Here is a 20,010-nt window from a genome sequence, read left to right as displayed (position 1 = left end):
CGCGGAATTCAGGTGTATGTTGCTTGCGTGGCTTTTTAGTGGTTGATGCTGGTTTTGTCATGTGAGTCACCTCTTGCTTGAGAGTTTACTCACTTAGTCGCGTGTCCACTATTGCTGGGTAAGATCATTTTTTCAAACGCAATCTTAATTCCATGGTCATTAAAGGACGTGACAAAAGAGGTTTTTCGACAGAGGTTTACATCTGGGAAAAACTGAATATTCCCATCGGTTTCGTGATCCTCGGGTGGGACTCATTAGGTGGTTGGGAGTTAAGAATGGCTTCGATATCTTCTGAATACAGAGGAGAAGGTCATGGTAGAGAAATGCTTGACAATTTCTTATCAAAGTTCATGAAAGATAAAGAGACTGTATACGCACGTTGCTATTGGGAATCCAAAGTTATGTTAGTTTATCTAACTCGTAGAGGATTTAAACCTTTAGGCGTTGATAAAAAATCCACATTCCTAACCATAGGCTATAGATATATCACTTAATAACCTATCAGGATTATAGTTAGCAAAAATATAGCTGAGATTTATTTATGAACACTAAAAAAACACTCCCAGAACTAGATGTTGAAAGACTCTTAGAAAATGCATTAACTTCAATACGGCTTGGTGTGGAAGATTTTAATAAAAGCCAACAAAGCCTAGATGAGGGTGGGGATCCTGATAGAGCCCTATCAGCTGTAAGAAATTTATTTTCTGGAGTTCCATTGCTATTTAAATATAAAATAGCCGAATCGGTTGATGAACCATCAGATGCAGCCTCATTAATATTTAACCCGCTAGAAGTGCTTCCGGTGCCTGATGGAAATGGTGGAGTCAAATGGGAACCATCTGGTAAGTTTAAGAAGTCAATTATAGATGTAGGGACAATAATAAAGAGATTTAAAGGATTCGGAATCGATGTTGACTGGTGTGTAATTAATAAGCTTCAAGACTGCCGTAATCATTTAGAGCATCTTCACCCTGCTAATACTTTAGGAGAGGTTGCTGACTTTGTGGCTGAGTTGTTCCCAATATTAAGGGATTTCATTCAACAGCAGTTAGACAAACACCCTGAAGAACTTCTTGGTCAATCATGGAAAATCATGTTGGAGCATCACAAATTTTTTGTTGATACAAGAGAAGAAAATGATAAAAAATGGCTTGCAGCTGGGGTTCCAGAGCAAATGCTCCCATTAACAAAAAAGGCAAAATGCGAGGCGTGTGGTTCATTGCTTATCTCCCCCGACACAGAACAATTAGAAGGTGGGGATACAGTAGAATATAGTGAAGAAGGTTTCTTATATAATTGCCTTGCTTGCAATAATAGTGGCCTGGCAGCATGGTTACTGGTAGATACGCTCAATGAAGATAATTTCCTCGACCCAAGAGATGGTGGAGAGCCTACTATTGATACGTGTTACTCATGTGATCACGAAACATTTGATGTAATTAAACAGCAATGCCTTTGGTGTAACTATGAATTAGATTATAAAGAATGCATTCTTTGCGAGGCCATATTGAGTCAAGATGAGCAAGACCTTGGTGGCCGATGTAGCTATTGTAACTATCTATATGAAAAAGCGATGCGTGATTAATAGAACAATAACTCGTCAATCAGACCTTATATGTTATATGAATAACCCTCCAAAAAAATTCAGGAGGGTTATTTTAAACAACTATCGCTGTGTGAGTTTTAGACGAGCATGCCAATCCCCTAGGTAGTGACCAGGCGTATAAAGTATTCGGCGCCGCTCATTATGCAGCGAATTGCCGATCACCACTTCCCCCGCTACACCACACAGTGACAATTGTATATACGCCATGCCGGCCGCCAGTGGGTCAATGTCCGTCGCTGACACCCACATGTGATGGTGTGACAGATAACCCGCTTGATTAAGCACATCGGCATAGGCCAGTACCATACAGCCGGCACCGCACGCCGGTTCGGCAAGGGTAATGAACGGCTTATCCCGGAAAACGGTGTCAACATCGCCCAGAGACATCTGCGCCATCATCCTGCTGACGTCCCACGGTGTGAAAAATTGGCCGCGGTATTTGTCCCCCAGGTCAAGCTGCATGAAGACCTTCCCAAGGAAGTCACTGAATTTATCCATCATGCTCGTCGACACCAGGGCAAGCAGCTGCGCCATTCGCGAGGCATCAGCTTTCTCATAGCCTTTGATGATCTTCAGGTATTTGTCTTCGCTCTTTTGGTTGAAGCAAAGACGATTCTCCAGCGCGATGACGCTGCAGCTGACGAAGTCCTCAAACACCTTGGCGCGCCTGTGATATCGCGCCGTCTCATTGAAAAGTGAGATGAACGCTTTTTCATGGTTAATGAGTCCGGACATACGTGTTCTCCAAAAAAAGGGAACACGTATCCCGGGCGGGAAACAATGTTTCCCGAGGGATGAAAAAAGACCACTGGAAAATCCGGTGGTCATTGTTTAGGGTCGGTGCTGCATCGGGCGTTTAACTCGCTACGGCGTTTGGTGGTAACGGCAAGGAGTCCTTGTCGGCATAGGTAAACTGGATCACCTCACCGCCCAGGACTTCCGGCTCTATTCGGCCGCCATCAACATGTTCTCCGTGGTCGTAACGGTCGTAACCACTACGGCCAGCGTCAAACATGTGCCAGCTGTGCTCAACCTGGCAGTTGAACTGTTTTGACAGCTCCCCGATCACCTCGCCTGCCGGCGCGTACCACGGAGAATCAAAGTGCACCGTCAGGACATTGATGCTGTCACGCACGCAGCCGACGTTATGGCCACAGGGCCATTCAACGCCATACTGACGACCGTACAGGTCAACCGTTGCCGGCACACCACGCAGCAGCGCGCCGCCGGCCCCGTTCAGCTCTGTCGCCAGACGCGTGGGGATTAACATCAGCATGTCGCAGGGCACGGTATACTCGGGCATGTTCCCGAGCCGCTCCCAACAACTGCCGGTATCCACCTGGCCATCAAGCCCCACCATGCCGAACCAGTCGGCAAATTGGCGCTCAATGACGTCCGCTATTCGCGCCTGGGCAAGTGGCGGGATGTTCTCCCACTTGACTGACGCCATCCCGGACTGGCTGTAGAGCCGCTCAATCTGACGGATGTTTTCAGCCGTCAGCGGCGCATCGGCTTTCAGCAGCCAGAACCACTGTTCAAACGCCAGGTTCTGCGCTGACGACACGCCGGGATGTGCCAGCAAACCAGGGTAAGGGACATAAACACCTGGTTTTACCGTCGCCGGCTTCAAGATGCCGGCACAGCCTGCCAGGAACATCCTGCAGCTTTGCTGGATGGCATGGCGGTAGTCAGAAACGACATGGCCATTCACCCACTGCTGCAGCTCGTCGACAAACACGGATTGGCCGGTAACAACTAAACGGTTTTTGCACCAGTTAGACATCGTAGTTCTCCTCTTCATTCAAGAAAAAAGAGAGACGTCCCCCATCGGGGGAGCATCTCCCCCGTTGGGTTAAGGTGTAAAACAGTGGCGGTCAGCCTGTTGGCTCAACCGCCGTCAGTGGCCGGACAGTTCGCGTAAGACCCGTAACTCATGGGCCAGGCGGATCGCCGGCGACAGCTGCTGATAGTCACTGACATCGATACGTTCGAGGTCATACTTCTCAGCCAGATCGTTAATCGCCTCATACGGCCGAAGACCGGCCTCCTGCAAGGCAATGACGCAAACATCTTCACAGAGGTCCGTGTCATTCAGTGTCAGTCCGTAATGCCGGCTCAAAAGCGCGCCGGCAACGGTCTGCCAGCGGTGTTGTTCCTCGGTCATAATCCCTCCCCGTCAGGCCGCCTGGGCGGTGTCAGTCTTTACCGCTTCTGTCTCTGCCGCCGGCATTAACAGAAATTCGGTCGCCTGACGCGCCTGGCTGCTCGCGCGGAACAATGCACGTTTGTCTTCCTTCATGATTTTCAGCCACCCTTCCAGGTAGTTCTCATGCTGGACGTCGCCGGCAACGCCGACCCGGGCACAGAGAAATGCACTGCCCAGCTCGGCAACCAGCTCCTCAAACGCATAGACCGGGTCACCCCGCTTACGTGAAGAAGAGGTTATCCCCTCCCGGTTAAGACGTGTTGCATGGCCGGTGCTATGCACCAGCTCATGCAGCAACGTCGACCAGTAGTCCGGTTCCGCCTTAAACTGTCGAACTTCCGGCAGCACAATCAGATCCCGGCTCGGGGTGTAAAACGCCCTGTTCTGGTAAACATGCTCAAGGTGAACACCGCAGTCCTCCACCATTGTGCTGACCTGCGCTTGTATTCGCTCATCAACCTGTCGGGACTCCTCTTCCGGAGCGTCTGCCGGCAGTGAGCCAACCACCTCATCCGGGAGTCCGTCACACTGGCAGACATTGAACAGGTACAGCGGCTTCAGCATCGGGATACGCTCTTTCAGGGCGTTCCCTTCGTCGTCAAACAGCTGCTGGCCGTCGGCATCCTTCGCATCCTTTTCCCAGGGCTTGAAGACCACGGCAAGCGTCGCCTTCTCGCCGGCACGCACGTGGCCGCCGGCGGCTTCCGCCTGCAGATAAGTCAGCCAACGGTTAGAGTTGAAGCCCTGGTCACAGGCAGACAACCACAGCAGCAGCACATTGACGCCGCTGTAAAAGTTACCGGTGGTGCCGTTGAGCGGCATTACCGAACCCTGTGCCATCCGGGAGCGGTCCGTCTGCCACGGCTTGCGCCACGGCAGCGTACCGCGCTCGATGGCGGCGATAATTTTGTCCGTCACCTGTTGATACAGGTCGGGACGTTCAGGCCGTTTTTTCGCTGGCCGTGATGATGATGTCTTTCTCATGGGAGGCTCCTCAGTAATAAGGCGCACTCCTCCCCTGGCGGCGAAGAATACGCCCCAGGGGACAAAGAATGGGTTAACGATTAATGAGCAGGGAAACGGATCGCCCCTTCCGCATTAACCGTGTCGGTCAGGTGATACAGACGTTCGAACATCGAGAGGAATTCCTCCCTGTCGTCCGGTTTCACCCGTTTAGCGTCGGTATGACTGGCGATCGCCAGCAAGTCGATGGCGCTGACGCGCCAGCGTTTGTACTCCGCGTTGCCCACGCATGCCCGGTAATGGACATGAGCCAGGCGCTGCATGCGGTTAATGATATGACGGTACTCGGCCACCGGCTCCCAGGTGACGGGTGACGCATGCACATGGATCTGGTCGTGCAGCACGTGTATCCAGAGCTCAAAGCCGTCTGAAAGTATTCGTTCTATGCTTTCGTCGGTCAGCTGCAGATGCTCACAAAAGTCGTCGCCTCCCACCAACACGCGGGAGGTTTCGTACCAGGCGTCATCCTTTTCCGGATGACAGCCATCGGCATACGCTATGTGCTTCACGCGGCCCGTATCGCCACGTTCGGCCACTGCTGATATCAGGTAAACACCGTCGTCTTTGGCCAACACCAGTTCGCACTGATTGGCCTTAACTTCGGCTACGACCAGGCGCAATGCCTCAGGGTCAAAGTGCAACATGTTAAGTCTCCTTAAAAAGCGGAGACGGCTTCCCCCGGAGGGGAAGCCCCTCCAGGGAAATAAAACGTTATGGCCAGCGCGGTGGTTTTACCACGATGCCCGGAAGTAAAGGTGATCCCGACTAAAGTCGAAACCGGTCAGTACGCTGTTAACGTACGTCTTCAGTGAGTCGACCAGCATCCAGTACACATCGCCGTAGTCGCGGCATTCAGAAGGGAACGCCTCATGGCAGTTCGCTTCATTCAATCGTGACAACAGCATCTGCAGCATCTGGACATCGTTGCGGTCGAACGCTATCAGCTCGCCGCTTTTGACGTCCCCGACACTGTTGGCCACCCAGTGCATCAACGCAGTAAAACCGCGAAAATGACAGGTGTTAACCAGCAGCGGCGGATGATAGTGATTACACGTTTTGTGGTTGTATATTCGCGGCGCCTGCGCACAATCACCGCCATCCTCCAGCCACGCTGGTGAACACGGCACCCAGTCGCCAACGGGTGTCCAGTCGCCGTTTACCGGCAACATTGAATAGTCAGCCTTACGCTGACGGAAAAAGTTGATATCCAGTCCCATGGGTCACTCCTCTCGGTAAACGGACAGGAGCTCCCCTGCAGGGAGGCCCTGCCGGGTAAAATGCGCGCCTTAATCAGGCGACGCGTTGAGTCAACTTTCTGCGTTGGGATAACACCTCATCCATCCACGTAATAACGCGCCAGTGGTACGGAATCTCGGCATTGCACAAACTGTCTCGATACCGTTCAAGGTGCAAACGGATCGAGCTATCCCCCATCGCTGCGGCGTCAACATCTCCCGGTGCAGAAAGCGCCGGACGCTGCAGGTGATGACGTAGCCATATCAGCGGTTGCTCCCAGCCTGACTGGCTGGAGAGCTCCCGCTCAATGCGCACGCATCCAGGACACAGATTGTGTATCAGGATGAGTACCAGGCGGTTAAAGAAATCCGACGCCTCATCCCCGGGGACAATCTCCTGCACGGGCAGGTTATCGGCCGGCCATGACGACAGACGGATACCAGGACCTGCAAATGCGCCGCCGGCAAACAGCTGCCCCGCCGCATCAATACCTGCAGGTCTTGCAGATGCCGGCAGCAACCAGAACATCTCGGTCACCGCCAGGGTAAAATCAATCCACGCGTCCTGGGACGGTGGTGCGTCAAAATACACAGTAGTACTCACGATAAATCCTCCAGAAACAAAAAATGGGGGGATTTATCCCCCGGACGGGAATAAATCCCGTCAGGGTTGTGCTACTTACGTGTTACGCAAATCGCCGTACCTCAATACGCAGTATCGAGCGCGGCGATCACTTCATCAGACTCTCTGTCACGCTTTCCCTCATTGACGGCGCGCTCCCAGACAGATGCGTTCACTTCCTTCCCTATTTTGTCCAGGGCATTCATCACACCCTTTCCGGCTTCGGAAAGTGAGGGTAAGCCGTTCCTCTGCAGAGCAAACAGGAAATACCCAAACGCAAAGCCGGCACTATGAACGGCAACCTCGACGATCGTCATACCGCTTGCCGGATCGCGCTCCACGTCAAAACCAAGCCGATGGAACGCTCGCGCGCTCATCAGTTCGCTTTCGAGCATGCACAGATAGCGCAGCATATCGAGAGGGGTTTTCAGATAATCGATAGTGGTATTCATGGATAAATCCTCGCACGTGGGGGATTTATCCCCTGGCGGGAATAAATCCCCGACAGGGTTGAGCGCCGACCACTGTATCGTCGTCGCAATGTCATTGTTTTCAAACTCAGAAGCCGAACGCCGCAATGGCTTCATCGGCTTCACCGTTAACCTTGCCGTTGGACATGCTCCACGCCCACGCTTCTTTGCCGGCGTCGTTGCCAAGACGGTCCAGGTTGCTCAAGACTTCCCGGCCGGCTTCAGACAACGTCGGCAAAACATCCCTTTGCAGGAAGTAGAGGAAGAAACCAAAAGCCTCACCGACACTGACAACGATGTTTTCCAGGTCGGTCAGCTCACAAGGCGCTTTCCGTTCCTGGCAGAGTCCGAGTCGTCGATAGGCTCTTGCGGTATAGAGCTCGCTTTCAATCGCGCAAAGGTAGAAAAGCACGTCCTGTGACGTCTTGAGGTCGAAAACATTAGTGCGAAAGTTAATTTGCGTATTCATCGGTAAATCCTCTTATAAGATGGATTTACCCCCTGAACGGGAGTAAATCCCGTCAGGGTTGGGTATTAAACTAACGTTGAAAAGCAGGCTGCAAATCAGCAGATTCAAACCCCCGACTTGCGGGTATCTTGAGCTGATAGCGAGGCTCTTTGACAGGATGCAGCCTATGCCTGAAACAATGGAACAAGCGCTTTCCTGACCAAAATGAGCTGACTTCTTGCGTTTCCATGTACTGCCACACTTCACCAAAATTCTCAGCGACAGTGGGATCCGGCAGTTCACGGTTTGCTGCCTGTTTGGCTAATTCTGCCCACATGTAATGCCATTCATTACTGTCGGCGGTGACAACAAGTGAAATACCATTCATGGGATAATCCTCTTTCAAATATTGAAACGGAGGATCTATCCCCAGACGGGTATAAATCCCCGTCAGGGTATAAGTGGTTAAAGCAAGCGCTTTAGAAGCGGTAACGCAGTCTGGCCAGGTGCTCGGCCTGCTGACAGGGGAGTCGGTAGGCTTTTCTGCGTTCGGTATGTTTGCAAGGCAGCACAACATGGGTGCTTGCGTAGGTATATTCTCCTTTGTACCAACCTTTGCGCAGCGTCAGTAACGCGCTGACCGAACCATCATCACTGCAGATAACATGCGCGCGAACGGCAAAATTACCTGCTGCATTGACGTACCAGTCAGTAAAACGCGGCGGCGCCATGCGAAAAGGTATTCGCTGGACAGCCGATTTGACACGGTGCAGGGTTGAGAAGAAATCAGGAACAACTGAAGAAGTAAAAACAGACATGGTGAACCTCCTGTAATGAGGAGACACCTGCCCGAAGGGAGATATCTCCCCGGGGGATTGGACTGCGGCAACCGCAATCGTCAGTACATCAGTCATGACCTTCATCACCGTTCAGTGATCCCTGTTCTCAAAGGTTAAACAGGGTTACCGCCACTGGGGCTTCCTCTTTCAGGCTACGAGGCTATTTGCAGTCACCCGAAGGCGTTTCTCACAGACCGCTGAAACTTTGGTTGGCACTCACCCGAAGGCGCTTCTCACAGAGTGCTGAAGCATTGGCTGGTTGTCCGAAGACAACAAGTAAGCCTGTTCATTTTCAGAACAAACCTTAGATGTGTCAACCCCGGAGAAACGATATATTGACACTCTTACAGCATCGGCATACTTTTGCTATGTATAGTCGTGGTGATATTGCAAAAATGCGCAGGTGCAATATCTATGATGGACACCTTCATATACTGCAGCAGAAAACCGGATACAAGCTCATTATCAATTAGTTTCCGTATCGCAAGGAATAAAGCATCATTGTCTATTTGTCTTCTTTGCCGAATACAACGAGAACACTATCATTAACACACCAATCACCAGAAAAATAATTTTCATAGATGACTGGGTTGGCCTACTTTTTCCGGAATGGTTCCTGTGCTTTCTAAATGACTCCCACCATACTCATCATCGATAATCCAACCCTTGAGGAAAGGCAAGAATATAATAATCAAACCAGCGGCAACCACTCTAACTTTGGAAAACCTACTTACATAGGAGAATAGTTTTTTGTATGGGAAGACAACCAACCCCAACAAGAATAAAATGTAAGATACAAAGCTGAGCATGCGCCCCCCAAAAAAGCAATCAAAACAAAGTATAATTATAATCCAAAATCACATATTGACCAATATAAAAAGGAGGTTTTAATTAATTTTTTGGAGGTCGCAGCCCTGTGTGAGCTGCGACCGCTTACCACTACTTACTCAATATCATCTTTAAAATAGACTTGTCTAATATAACGTCCCCGCCCATCCCCATGACCTAAATCCATCGAGACCAATGCATTTGCTTCATCTCTGCTCATGCCATTTTTTACATGATGTGTTACAGCATCCCTGGCATAGGCATATCGCAAACTATGGGGTGCATCCTTTCCAATCATACCTGCATCACGTACGATATTTCTGTATCGTTCTATCGCGGTATGTAGAGACGGCTTATCAATCAACTCCCCCCTATTCTCACCGCAATGTTTTATCGCCTTATCCAAAATGGCCAAAACCTTCTCACGATTAAACACGGTCGTTTCCCGAGCGCGTCCACCTTTCGTCCCGAAAATCACCTTAACCCTATCGTTGCCATTCAAAATGGCCTGCTTCCAGGTTTTTAGTGATTTAGCGGACTGGACTGTTTCTTCTGTTCTCAATCCCAGGTAACGGGACAACTGCACACCTATTGCTGCGCCCTCATCTTTTTTAAACGCATAGCTAACAATTGCTGCCAACTTATCATCCGGAAGTGGTGTTTTAGTTCCGTCTCGACTTGCCCCTGAGATACCTAATGCCTGGTTACTCAATTTCTCATGCGAAGGATCAGCGAGTTTATTCCGCCCTGCAACTGACATGATTACACGTACCGCTGACATTTCATTTTGGAGTGTCCGCTTTGATAAATCTTCAGCCTTACGGCTACTAATATACTTTTCGATATGAGACGTCTTGACGTGTTTTACATCACGGATTTGGATATTTAATTTCGCAAGGCGTTCAGCAAAACGCTCTGCTATTCTCGAACGATCTGCGACAGTTTTAAATCCCCCTCGTCCCTGGCGGGCGAGCGTAACCAGCTGCTTGCTGAGCTTTGACATAACTTCTCCTCCCACGGGATACACAGCCCTCTGCTTTCCACAAAGCAGACGGATCTGTATCCCGATAATTTCAACCCCGACGGCACGGTTACTTTTGCGCTTCCTGCGTCTCGACTGGTATCTGTGCATCGGGGCGGCGAAATGTTGAGTTATTTCGAAGCTCCCCAGGTCTCTGACCTGTTCGCGGCTTACGCCGGGCTGACGTTCGTCAGACTGCTTCCACACACTACTGTTCGTAGTGTCGCCATCGATACCGAGTCGATTTCCTCCTTTTAGATAGTGAAACGTTCAAAACGGTGTTTCCGTCGTAATTACGTTGAAGTTAATGGGTGTTTAAAACCGTACTGACACGGACTACATGTTGGTCAGATGGTAGTAAAACGTTGAAAGCCACGTCGTGCGTGGGTTGAGACGTTATGCGCTACGCGCGTCACTTGGTAGTGTCTTCGCCACTTCACAAGTGACGCGCGCTCCTCTGCTCCTAATGAGACTCACGTAAGCGGCCAAATGTACCAAATGGCCTTATACGTGCGTTCAAAAGTCGCATCGTCACTAAGACGTCATAAGAGATTGAAATTCAAAAACGTTGATACAGAAGTGCTTGCAAAACAGCCATTCTGCAGGAAGACGTAATATTTACGTCATCGGTGAAAGGAACCGTGCCGGAACAGGCTAGGTTGAGTCGTTAAATAACCTTCATCACTATCGTGATCTCCGTTCTCAAAGGGTAAACGGAGGTACCGCCAATTAGGCATCCTCTTCCAGGCTACGAGGATATTGTGACCACCCGAAGGCGTTTCTCACAGGTCACTTGAAACATTGGCTGGCACTCACCCGAAGGCGTCTCTCACAGAGTGCTGAGACATTGGATGGTCGTCCATAGACGACAGTACAACGCGGTCATCCTAGCAATCAGAACAATGTTCGTCAAATAGGCTGTAGACATTTATCTGTTATTTGGTAATGTTCCCATCACATCCGATTACCCAAAGTGAGTGATATGATTTCGTTAATAACTAATTTCAGCATTCTTCTTTATGGAGTCGCATCCATTGCATTCTTTATGTTCTTTTAAGACAGTATTTTATTAAACTTGTGGTTACTGAAAACACTTCATTTCTCTTTTCTGGGGTTATCCATCACTAAAACTGTAATAGGTATAATGTTTGCCATATCACTCGTTAACGTTCTAAATAACTCCCTCTAGGGTAACCGGATATCGCTTGGGAAAGTCAATCCTCGATCGACCTGGTTTGCTCTTGCGATCCTGGCCTCTTACACAGCAGCATATTACTTAACGCCAGACGAACCTTACATGCAAAATTTCTTAAAAGGGTTAAGCTCACAAGAAATTGCTGTAAGAGTAATAAGCACAATAATACTCACCTCTATCTTGAAAGAATTAATCTTTCGCGGAATATTTTTGAGCTCATTCCTAAACCTACTGGGTGAGAGATTAGGATACATTGCTGGCGGGATAATAGTATGAACAGTATTCGCATGGATGCACAGTCAGTATTCCATCCAAACACAAATACTGATGTTTACTGTATCCGTTATTTTTTCACGGTCAGATATTATAGCAAAGGTTTAGCGCTACCTATCGCACTACACGCATTATGTGTTATTATTGGCATCGCCAGCGAATATATCTAACACCCTCCCTGAATAGGGGGTAAGCGATGTATTAACGTGCCCCCATTAACATTTATCAATGAACCTTAAGAAAATCAGAAGATTTTGTTGTCCAACTCGGAGACAGCTTTCCACGTCGCATTTTCCAGTCAGCATTCGCACTCTGTATTCCTTGCCAGGCAAACTATAATTTCTCTTTTCCTGAGCCATTTATTTTGTCCAATAGCTCCATTAATTTATCACCATTATGCTGGGGTTGATATTCATCAAATAATGTCAACTGGGATACCTTTTCACTACGGAAGTCAGTCATTATTACGCCAGCCCGGTGATAACGATGCCCCGGGATAAATATGGCTTCTAACGCTTTGAGCGCAGCTCCAATGATGTCCCTGGTATCTTAAGTCGCAACGGCTAATTCGGTTGAAGCCTGGTTCTTATAAAATATCTCATTTTCAGCAAATGGGCTGGTACTGACAAAAACACCGATCCTTTTGCAATACTGGTGCTCTGCCCGTAGCTTTTCAGCTGCACGCTCAGCATGAGCGCAAATTGCCTGGTGCACGCTGTCCTCATCCGTTGGTTTTTCACCAAAAGAACGGGAACAAATGATCTGTTCTTTAGGCGCCGCAAACTCCTCCAAGCCCAGACACGATATTCCGTTCAGCTCCCGAACGGTCCTTTCGACCACTACGGAAAACTGTTTGCGTGCGAATGCCGGCGAGAGCCTGGAAAGTTTCAGCGCAGTGTCGATCCCCATCAACTGCAGCTTTTTGGCCAACTGTCTGCCGATCCCCCAGACCTCCTCTACCGGCACCAGGGCCATCAGCTTTTCCTGACGCTGCCGGCAACTCAAGTCAACGACCCCCTTTGTCGCTGGCCAACGTTTACTGGCGTACTGGGCCAGCTTGGCCAGCGTCTTCGTCGGGCCTATCCCAACTCCCATAGTCAGATGCGTGCGGCGCCGTATCTGCTCACGCAGCTGCTGGCCGAACTCATCCAGCGCGGTTAGCCTTCTCATCCCAGTGAGATCACAGAATGCCTCATCAATACTGTATATTTCGACGCAAGGGGTCAGTTGCTGCAAAATAGTCATGACTCTGTCAGACATGTCAGAATACAAACTATAATTGCTGGAAAAGGCCACTACGCCTCTGCGCTCGGCCTCCCTGGCCACCTTGAACCAGGGATCCCCCATTTTGTATCCGAGCCGTTTGGCGGCAGCCGATCTCGCAATAATACAGCCATCATTGTTGGACAAAACCACGACTGGTTTCCCCCTTAGATCCGGCCGAAATACGGTCTCGCAGGATGCATAGAAGCTGTTGACATCAACCAGGGCAAACATGGTTAGGAATCCCGTGATTTAAAGCTGTGGACGAGATGGCGTACAACGCCAAACACTACGGTGTCGACATCCTCCGTCAGGGGGATCGGTGAATTTTCCGGGTTGGCCGGCAGCAACTGGAGTCGTTTACAGGTGAACTCACCGTCAACGGCCGCAATAACAATGTCACCGTGGCGCGCCTGGCGAATGCACTCGACAACCAAAAGATCTCCATCACGAATGCCGGCGTTCTGCATCGAATTACCCTCAGCACGTACCAGGTATGTGCTCTCCGGATACCGAATGCAGAAGTCATCCAGTGACAGGCGCTTTTCGATATAGTCCTGCGCCGGCGACGGGAAGCCGCACGATACCCCGTCACAAAAAATCGGGACACCGGTCCTCTTCCCCTGCGAATCTTCTTTCATTTCAGGAGGGTTATAAGCCATCAGATACATAGCTCACCTCTATAAATAAACTGTACATACATACAGTATAATGATAAGAATTTTGCTATGACAAGGGAGAAATCAGGCAAGAGCAGCAACGCGATGAGTTACAATGAGAAAAAGGAGACCTGACGATGACCCACTCATACTACCTGGCCAACTTGTCCAAAGAGGATATGGATAAGGTGAACGTCGACCTGGCTGCCGGCGGCGTTGCCTTCAAGGAACGCTACAATATGCCGGTGATCGCCGAGCTGGTCGAAGCTGAGCAGCCTGAACATCTGAGGGCTTATTTCAAAGAACGTCTGGCGCATCATCGTGCTCAAAAAGACAGGCTTGGTCGCTTACCATCAGAGGAACCAGGCAAATAGCAATTGAATGTTATTTAAGCTAGGATGAGGTTAGGCTATCACCTGGTTAAGGAGTGATGATGAACAATACAACACAGCACCACGCCTATCAGCGTGGGGTTCGCATGGCAAACCTGTGGAAGCGAATTAAAGGTACCATTCTTCAGTGGGATAACGTTTGCGTGTCTAAAGCACGTAGCTATAAGTTACCAGGTTGGGCTGGTCATATACCTATAGCTATTGCACTTTTCGGTTCCCTTACCGCAGCATTACTAGGGGGACTGGCCATTGCTGGCAGTTTACTCTTCATATGGGCAATCGCTTTTATCCTCCAAAATGCGGATCTAAGCAATGCTCAATTAACTGAATCTACATCTGATGATGAAAGCAACTTGCACGATGGCTACAGAAATGGCCCTGAAGGTTATGGGCATTATATGGGAGGATTCAGAGATGACGATTAAACCAGTCAAGGGGGACTGAAAGCCCCCCGTTCTCATTCTATTTCTTGCCCCCTTGCAATACAGCATTAGTAGCGACGTCTACCGCCTTTCCACCACTGTTTTGTGCTTGCTTGGCTCCCCCTGAAAGCATTTCTGACAAGGCTCCAGCTCGAATTCCGGCCCAACCTAAAGCGGAAACCCATAATGTAGGCAAGACGATGAACATAGCCCCCATAACGATGTTCATGATCAGATCATCAGAGCTGTTCTGGAAACCGGCCACGTTCCATCGGCTGTGCGTATCCGAACCGTAAAGAGCTTCCAGCAACCAGCTGTCCAGCCAGCGCGCCAATTCCCACCAGAACGTCAGGAAGTTCAGTGCGAACACCACGAACGTCACGGTGATCACCGCCTTAAACTCATACGTCGCAAAGACAAGGATAAGCGGGATCATGATATACACCGCCATCAGCAGGACGGCCTGCACCATCGGCAGCGCCTGGCGCATCGCATCAAAGGCAGGGAATGCCGCCAGGCTTCCCAGCGCGGTTCCACCGGTTGATGCGACACGGTTAACCGAGTTGTCCATGGTGAAATCAGCGTTGCCGCCATAGCCGGCATAGGCTCGTCCTCCCTGAGAGACTGTCAGGTTATCCGGACTGACCAGACGACGTACCACGGCTTCTTTGTAGTCCGCGTCTGCCTGTCCCATCATTTTAAGCGCTGCAGACATCCGCAACATCACGCCCGGATCGACCTGCTTCACCACCCGATCTTCCAGGCCGGTGTCTGCCGCCGACCACCACTCGCTGCATGTCGGATAACCACCTCGCCCAGTGTTAGCCCGGCCACTGTCCCGTGATTCGTTCCACGGGAAACTGGCGCGCGGCGTTTTCGACTGCAGGTTGTTGTAGTACCCGCCGTTCAGGAAGGTTTTCGACCCCAGCCACTCGATATCACGCAGCGTCGCCTTGTCCGTCGTCTGCCCCTGGTCACGGTTCTGCCAGGTGTACAATGCCAGCGCATAGCAGTCATTGGTGAAGTCCTGCAGCTCCTTCGCCAGCGCCGGGTTATTGACCCGGCTGTGCTGAACCTCAAAACGGACTTGTCGCAGATCTGGCCGACACGGAATGTTAGCTACAGCCACCGCGGTGAACCCCTTCGACAATTTATGCACGACCAGCCACCACACCGGCACCTTCGCCGTCTGACCGTTCATGCTCGACATGATATTCGCATACCCCGTCTCATCCGGTTTCTTCGGTGTCCAGGTGCCGCAGGTGCTCGACCGGCTGCTGTCATACTTGATGGTGTCCAGGCTGACATTCATCAGCGGCAGGCAACAGGCAAGCATCACGAAAAATGCACCATAGAGCAGGTTCTCGATGCGCGGCAGGGACAGCATCCCCTTGTTACCTTCATCCTCCCCCTCTTCCCGGACCTTCAACCAGATCCCAACAACCTTGAACAGCAGCGGCAGCACGAATAACCCCGTACTGATCAGCAGCTCCCACAGGCCGTTGTTCACGATCCAGCCGAGCAGCGTCAGGAAATACTCCAGGTAACTTTTGGTCATCATAGCGTCAGCCCTCCACCAAAGATGGAGTATTCACACGCCAGGGCAAACAGCGCGCAAGCGATGACCATACGCTTGAGGGGCTGACGATGTTCCGGTTTAACCCCGGGTGCATGCCAGATTTTCCAGAATGCCCAGGCCAGCGCCGCATAAAGCGCCAGACGCCAGAACAGCCAGCCGTAACGGGTGCTATGCACCCAGCTACGTAGCGCTGCGGTTTCACCGGGGTGAGTAACGCCCCAGTGCGCGAGCCCCAGCGCCATGACCATGGCGACCACAAGCATGGCAAACAGCTGCAGGAAACGTTTGACTCCCCGGGCAAACCTGCCGCCCCGACGGGGCAGCAGGTCTTTGTTCTCTGATTTCGTCATAAATGTCTCCACACTCACTGGTCTGTTTCCGGCACGGCCAGCTGATTAAACTTGGTATCCGGGCTGTCTGCAGACTGACGCTGCGGGTTGGTTTCGGCACGGTTGTTCTCGCGATCGATAATGGTCAGCACCGCATTGCGGGAGATTTCACGTTTCATCTCCATCTCGTTTTTCAGCGCCGTGATTTCGCGGTCCAGCGCTTCGATGCGGCGGTCGCCGTCTTGCATCGCCACCTTCTGTGCGGCCGCGTTCGGCTCGGACATGCCGGTGGTGATCATGCGGCGCATCAGGAAGGCCGTCTCGATGGTATCGGCCATCGCCAGCTCGCTGGCGAGACGCCCGACCAGAGCCGCATTATCCGGGTCGCGCTGCAGCGCGCGCACCACACCGGCCGTCACCGCCAGGCTGCCGGTTTTTAGTTTGGCCAGGTTCGCGGTGGTGGGCTTTTCGGCACCGTTCACCAACTTGGCCAACTGCTCATTATTGGCCTTCGTCGCCTCTTCCAGCATCGGGGCAAAGCCGGTGCCGGCCACGGTGCTGCCCGGCTGCTCATCGCCCTCGCCACTGGTGCATTGCGACGCGTCCTTACAGGTGCGTAATGACGTGTCGCCCACCACTTTCACCACTGCGGCCGCGGCCTCCTCGCTGCTGGCATATTTGGCGCAGGCACCGCCGGTGCAGCTGCTGCCGGACACACCGGAGGTACTGGTTACGGGCAGCGCATTCATCATGTTGTAGCCGGCAGCCGCCAGGTCATGGGTCGGCTTGATGGCCGGCTGACCAGAGCCGCCGCGTTTCTGCCCGCCAATCCAGGTCTGCCCGGACTGACCGGTCACCTTCTCCGTCGCATTCATCGAGCGGACGGCATCGCCACCACTGCTGTTGACCAGGCTCTTGGCCTCTTCCATTGCGGCCGCCTGGCTCCAGGCGCCGGTATCGGCCATGTCCATCATGCGTTTGGAGAGGTTCTGGCAGTTGAGCTGCGCCTTGTCGAACGCGACGCCGCCCTGCAGCACCCCGTTGGTCAGCATTTCATACAGACCCGGGTTGGCGCGCTGGATGGCCATGGCCGGCAGGCTGGCCACCGCACCGGTGGCACCCTGGATAACATCACCCATCAGGTTCTTGAACCCGTCGGTAACGCCGTTGAGTTGGTTGCCGATCGTCGTTTTCAGGTCGAAGTTGCCGCACATCAAATCCGAGCTCCAGCCCAGGTTCATGCCCAACCGCTGCATGTTGCTGCGCGTCGCCGGCTGCGAAATCACCGAACCGCCACCCAGGGAATAAAACAGCTTGTCGGACACCGCGCCGTTGGCGCTCTTCCCGTAACCGATATTGCTGTCATTGACCTGCGGCAGTGAGATGCCAAACAGCGCACCGTTGTCGTCATTGTCATCGGCATGCGCACTCATCGTGCCTGCCAGCGCCAGGCTGCCGGCAATCAACAGTGACAGCAGGCTGCACCGTCCCCGGGAACATTTATTCATCGTGTTATTCATCATTAAGACCTCAGAAATCCGTGCTGTAGAGGAAACGCTGCCCACGGCGCTGGCAGCAGCTGTAAGGTTGCCACAGAGCAAAGGCGGCATTGGCATCCGCTGCGGGCGGATGGTCGCCGTCGGGGAAGACGGCGCAGGACTGGCTCAACTGCGGCGAAAGGCGCTGCCATTTGTGGTTGCGGGTACCGGTATTCTCCTGAACGTCGCCCGGCGGCCAGTACCCTTCCGAACGCTGGCCTACTAATGGCTGGTAAACGTGAGGCTGGCCAGAGTGGGTAATGATGTCAGCCACCCGCTGCGCCACGACGGCACCGGCCTTGTCACCATCAACCTGGGTCACAAATCCCGACCGGGGATAAATGTTGCCCCACATATTGGCGCCGGCTTGGCTGCCAATCTCGCGTTGGCCAGGCACCAGGGCTTCTGGATACAGGGACTCGGGCATGCCGGTACGCCATGCCAGGCTGTCGAGCGTGCTGAGGAAATACGGCACAAACGGCATGGCGGCGCTGCGGCAGGAATACCCGGGGATGCTGCCGCCAATAATGGACGTCGCCGGGTGGCCAATGGCATCGGCATATTTGAAATGCAAGTTGGTTTTGCGCTGCCCGGGAGTTTTCAGCTCGTTATTGCCCCCGCCGGCGAATACGCCGCTCAGCGCGCCGGTGATACTGCTCTCCAGGCCGCCGGAGGCCTGGCTAACCATCGACATCTCACGCCAGGGATTGCCGCCCTGGCTGTTGTAGGTCGAGACCACCGCTTCAGGGATAAAGTGGGTGACTTTAACGGAGGTCCGCACCGTACAGCCGTGCAGGCCGCAAAACATCCAATAACAAATGCCGGACACACGCCAGCTGATACAGGCCTGTGACACGGCACTGGCAACAATCTGCGCACTATTGAGAGCGGCGTTTGCTGTCGGCACGCTGGAGGCAGACAACATAATGGCCACGCTGAGGGATTTAAGGGTAAGGCGGGGTTGCTCCGGGGGCATCAAAGGGGTTCGTTGCATATCACTGCCCCCGATGACTGGGCGCGCAGTGCCACGGCCTGGGCTACGTCAGCCGTGCCATACACCACGTCCTTGTCGTCAAACACCACCGCCGGCACTTTTTTGACGCCTAGCTCCCAGGCGCGCACCACCGCACGGTAAACGGTGGCCAACTGCTGCTCGTGCGCCTGCCATTGCGGGGATTTCAGTACGGTCTGCGCCTGACGCTCGGCTTCACCTGGATTTGACGACAGTTCGCCGAACATTTGCTTTTGCAGCTGTTCCGGTCCATCAAGATAAATAACGGATACCGAGGCATCGATGTTGGTCGGAGGATGATGGGAATCGGTATAGAGTACCGTGCCGGCAAATACAGAGGCTGGCATCAGTAAGGGGAAAAATGTCAGCAATGTGTTGAGTTTCATGACGTGCACTCCTGCATGGATAAGATCCACACAGGGTGCGATAACGTGATCAGAAAGGCAGCAAAGAAGTCTTTATTGAATTGAAAAAGTTTTTTCCTTCACTAAGCAAGGCTTAACCGTGTCCATTTTTACAGTCTGGGGCAACGTCATCCACATCCGTCTTCCGCCCAGATAATGTTGAGCATTATGAAAGAAGGACCAGTGCAAGATATTGAATAAAGTGATGCCCTCTATCAAACGGCCTTCTGAACCAGAGCCTGTGAAGAATGCTTCTGGGTTGAAATAAATAATGAGCCTGCTGTCTGTTTGGGAATGGATAGCCGACAAAGAAAAATTTTGAGGAGTATGATATGTGGCAGCCTCCCTACCCGGCACATCGCACGAGTAATGGCATGATTTCATTGACACGCAGCCCAACCGCTGCTGCATCACTCAGACCGGGGTATTCAGTATTGTTCGTCAAACATCACGCAGTATATTCACATCATGGCATAGCCAGCTCAATGATGAGCTGGAATGTAACAGAACGCCTTGACGGAACGGAAAAATGAATACTGCTTAGGGAAATGGGCAAGGGCATCAATGCTGCTCTACAACTTATGACGCCCCTGTCGTTACAATATAAAAAGACCGATGAAGTTCATCGGGCATTTTTAGGTTGAAG

Annotated in this window: 22 protein-coding genes and 1 pseudogene; 3 read left to right on the top strand and 20 right to left on the bottom strand. The window is 51.9% G+C overall.

Translation table 11 applies throughout. The annotated features are described in order from the left end of the window. Window positions 1-541 precede the first annotated feature (541 nt). Entirely contained in the window at window positions 542-1,585 is a 1,044-nt protein-coding gene (locus AC2AXP_RS22190) for a hypothetical protein (protein ID WP_484381966.1), read from the top strand. Between the two features lie 81 nt (window positions 1,586-1,666). Here the strand turns inward: AC2AXP_RS22190 and AC2AXP_RS22185 are convergent, their stop codons facing one another. The 14 genes and pseudogenes from AC2AXP_RS22185 to umuD form a co-directional block, all read right to left on the bottom strand. Next, window positions 1,667-2,341 (bottom strand): N-6 DNA methylase, encoded by a 675-nt coding sequence (locus tag AC2AXP_RS22185; RefSeq protein ID WP_484381965.1) that lies wholly within the window; start codon window positions 2,339-2,341, stop codon window positions 1,667-1,669. Between the two features lie 121 nt (window positions 2,342-2,462). After that, entirely contained in the window at window positions 2,463-3,389 is a 927-nt protein-coding gene (locus tag AC2AXP_RS22180) for a DUF1281 domain-containing protein (protein ID WP_484381964.1), read from the bottom strand. Window positions 3,390-3,503: 114 nt separating this feature from the next. Beyond that, window positions 3,504-3,770, bottom strand: coding sequence for a TA system toxin CbtA family protein (locus AC2AXP_RS22175; RefSeq protein WP_484381963.1), 267 nt, complete (start codon window positions 3,768-3,770; stop codon window positions 3,504-3,506). A 12-nt stretch (window positions 3,771-3,782) separates the two neighbouring features. Continuing rightward, window positions 3,783-4,796: an ArdC family protein gene (locus AC2AXP_RS22170; protein WP_484381962.1), complete on the bottom strand. Its 1,014-nt coding sequence runs from the start codon at window positions 4,794-4,796 to the stop codon at window positions 3,783-3,785. An 80-nt stretch (window positions 4,797-4,876) separates the two neighbouring features. Continuing rightward, window positions 4,877-5,479, bottom strand: coding sequence for a DUF3085 domain-containing protein (locus AC2AXP_RS22165; protein WP_484381961.1), 603 nt, complete (start codon window positions 5,477-5,479; stop codon window positions 4,877-4,879). Between the two features lie 87 nt (window positions 5,480-5,566). Beyond that, on the bottom strand, window positions 5,567-6,052 hold the full coding sequence (locus tag AC2AXP_RS22160) for a hypothetical protein (RefSeq protein WP_484381960.1): 486 nt from the start codon (window positions 6,050-6,052) through the stop codon (window positions 5,567-5,569). A gap of 73 nt (window positions 6,053-6,125) precedes the next feature. Then, complete coding sequence (locus AC2AXP_RS22155) at window positions 6,126-6,674, bottom strand: hypothetical protein (RefSeq protein WP_484381959.1); 549 nt, start codon at window positions 6,672-6,674, stop codon at window positions 6,126-6,128. 101 nt (window positions 6,675-6,775) lie between these two features. After that, window positions 6,776-7,279: a hypothetical protein gene (locus AC2AXP_RS22150; RefSeq protein ID WP_484381958.1), complete on the bottom strand. Its 504-nt coding sequence runs from the start codon at window positions 7,277-7,279 to the stop codon at window positions 6,776-6,778. Continuing rightward, window positions 7,251-7,631, bottom strand: a complete 381-nt coding sequence (locus tag AC2AXP_RS22145) for a hypothetical protein (RefSeq protein ID WP_484381957.1) — start codon at window positions 7,629-7,631, stop codon at window positions 7,251-7,253. Before AC2AXP_RS22145 ends, AC2AXP_RS22150 begins: the two co-directional genes overlap by 29 nt. 70 nt (window positions 7,632-7,701) lie before the next feature. After that, complete coding sequence (locus AC2AXP_RS22140; protein ID WP_484381956.1) at window positions 7,702-7,998, bottom strand: hypothetical protein; 297 nt, start codon at window positions 7,996-7,998, stop codon at window positions 7,702-7,704. A gap of 91 nt (window positions 7,999-8,089) precedes the next feature. Then, on the bottom strand, window positions 8,090-8,428 hold the full coding sequence (locus AC2AXP_RS22135) for a hypothetical protein (protein WP_484381955.1): 339 nt from the start codon (window positions 8,426-8,428) through the stop codon (window positions 8,090-8,092). A gap of 964 nt (window positions 8,429-9,392) precedes the next feature. Beyond that, entirely contained in the window at window positions 9,393-10,280 is an 888-nt protein-coding gene (locus AC2AXP_RS22130) for an integrase domain-containing protein (RefSeq protein ID WP_484381954.1), read from the bottom strand. A 1,711-nt stretch (window positions 10,281-11,991) separates the two neighbouring features. Then, window positions 11,992-13,263: pseudogene (gene umuC, locus AC2AXP_RS22125) on the bottom strand (translesion error-prone DNA polymerase V subunit UmuC). 2 nt (window positions 13,264-13,265) lie between these two features. Continuing rightward, window positions 13,266-13,691 carry a translesion error-prone DNA polymerase V autoproteolytic subunit gene (umuD, locus tag AC2AXP_RS22120; RefSeq protein WP_484381968.1) on the bottom strand — a complete coding sequence of 142 codons (426 nt, stop codon included), beginning with the start codon at window positions 13,689-13,691 and terminating at the stop codon, window positions 13,266-13,268. Between the two features lie 134 nt (window positions 13,692-13,825). On the opposite strand from umuD, the gene AC2AXP_RS22115 reads away from it, so the two are divergent. Then, complete coding sequence (locus AC2AXP_RS22115) at window positions 13,826-14,062, top strand: DNA polymerase III subunit theta (RefSeq protein ID WP_484381953.1); 237 nt, start codon at window positions 13,826-13,828, stop codon at window positions 14,060-14,062. 56 nt (window positions 14,063-14,118) lie between these two features. After that, entirely contained in the window at window positions 14,119-14,505 is a 387-nt protein-coding gene (locus AC2AXP_RS22110; RefSeq protein WP_151428249.1) for a DUF3742 family protein, read from the top strand. A gap of 37 nt (window positions 14,506-14,542) precedes the next feature. Here the strand turns inward: AC2AXP_RS22110 and AC2AXP_RS22105 are convergent, their stop codons facing one another. The 6 genes from AC2AXP_RS22105 to AC2AXP_RS22080 form a co-directional block, all read right to left on the bottom strand. After that, window positions 14,543-16,063, bottom strand: a complete 1,521-nt coding sequence (locus tag AC2AXP_RS22105; RefSeq protein ID WP_484381952.1) for a conjugal transfer protein TraG N-terminal domain-containing protein — start codon at window positions 16,061-16,063, stop codon at window positions 14,543-14,545. After that, on the bottom strand, window positions 16,060-16,431 hold the full coding sequence (locus AC2AXP_RS22100; protein ID WP_484381951.1) for a hypothetical protein: 372 nt from the start codon (window positions 16,429-16,431) through the stop codon (window positions 16,060-16,062). Before AC2AXP_RS22100 ends, AC2AXP_RS22105 begins: the two co-directional genes overlap by 4 nt. Before the next feature lie 14 nt (window positions 16,432-16,445). Continuing rightward, window positions 16,446-17,930 (bottom strand): integrating conjugative element protein, encoded by a 1,485-nt coding sequence (locus AC2AXP_RS22095; RefSeq protein ID WP_484381967.1) that lies wholly within the window; start codon window positions 17,928-17,930, stop codon window positions 16,446-16,448. A gap of 10 nt (window positions 17,931-17,940) precedes the next feature. Beyond that, window positions 17,941-18,942: a TIGR03756 family integrating conjugative element protein gene (locus AC2AXP_RS22090; protein ID WP_484381950.1), complete on the bottom strand. Its 1,002-nt coding sequence runs from the start codon at window positions 18,940-18,942 to the stop codon at window positions 17,941-17,943. Continuing rightward, window positions 18,924-19,346, bottom strand: coding sequence for a TIGR03757 family integrating conjugative element protein (locus AC2AXP_RS22085; protein ID WP_484381949.1), 423 nt, complete (start codon window positions 19,344-19,346; stop codon window positions 18,924-18,926). Before AC2AXP_RS22085 ends, AC2AXP_RS22090 begins: the two co-directional genes overlap by 19 nt. Before the next feature lie 72 nt (window positions 19,347-19,418). Continuing rightward, window positions 19,419-19,775, bottom strand: a complete 357-nt coding sequence (locus AC2AXP_RS22080) for a hypothetical protein (protein WP_484381948.1) — start codon at window positions 19,773-19,775, stop codon at window positions 19,419-19,421. Between the last annotated feature and the right edge of the window lie 235 nt (window positions 19,776-20,010).

The sequence above is a fragment of the Serratia sp. Sp408 genome, assembly GCF_057180665.1.
This window is presented reverse-complemented; position numbering and strand designations above follow the sequence as displayed.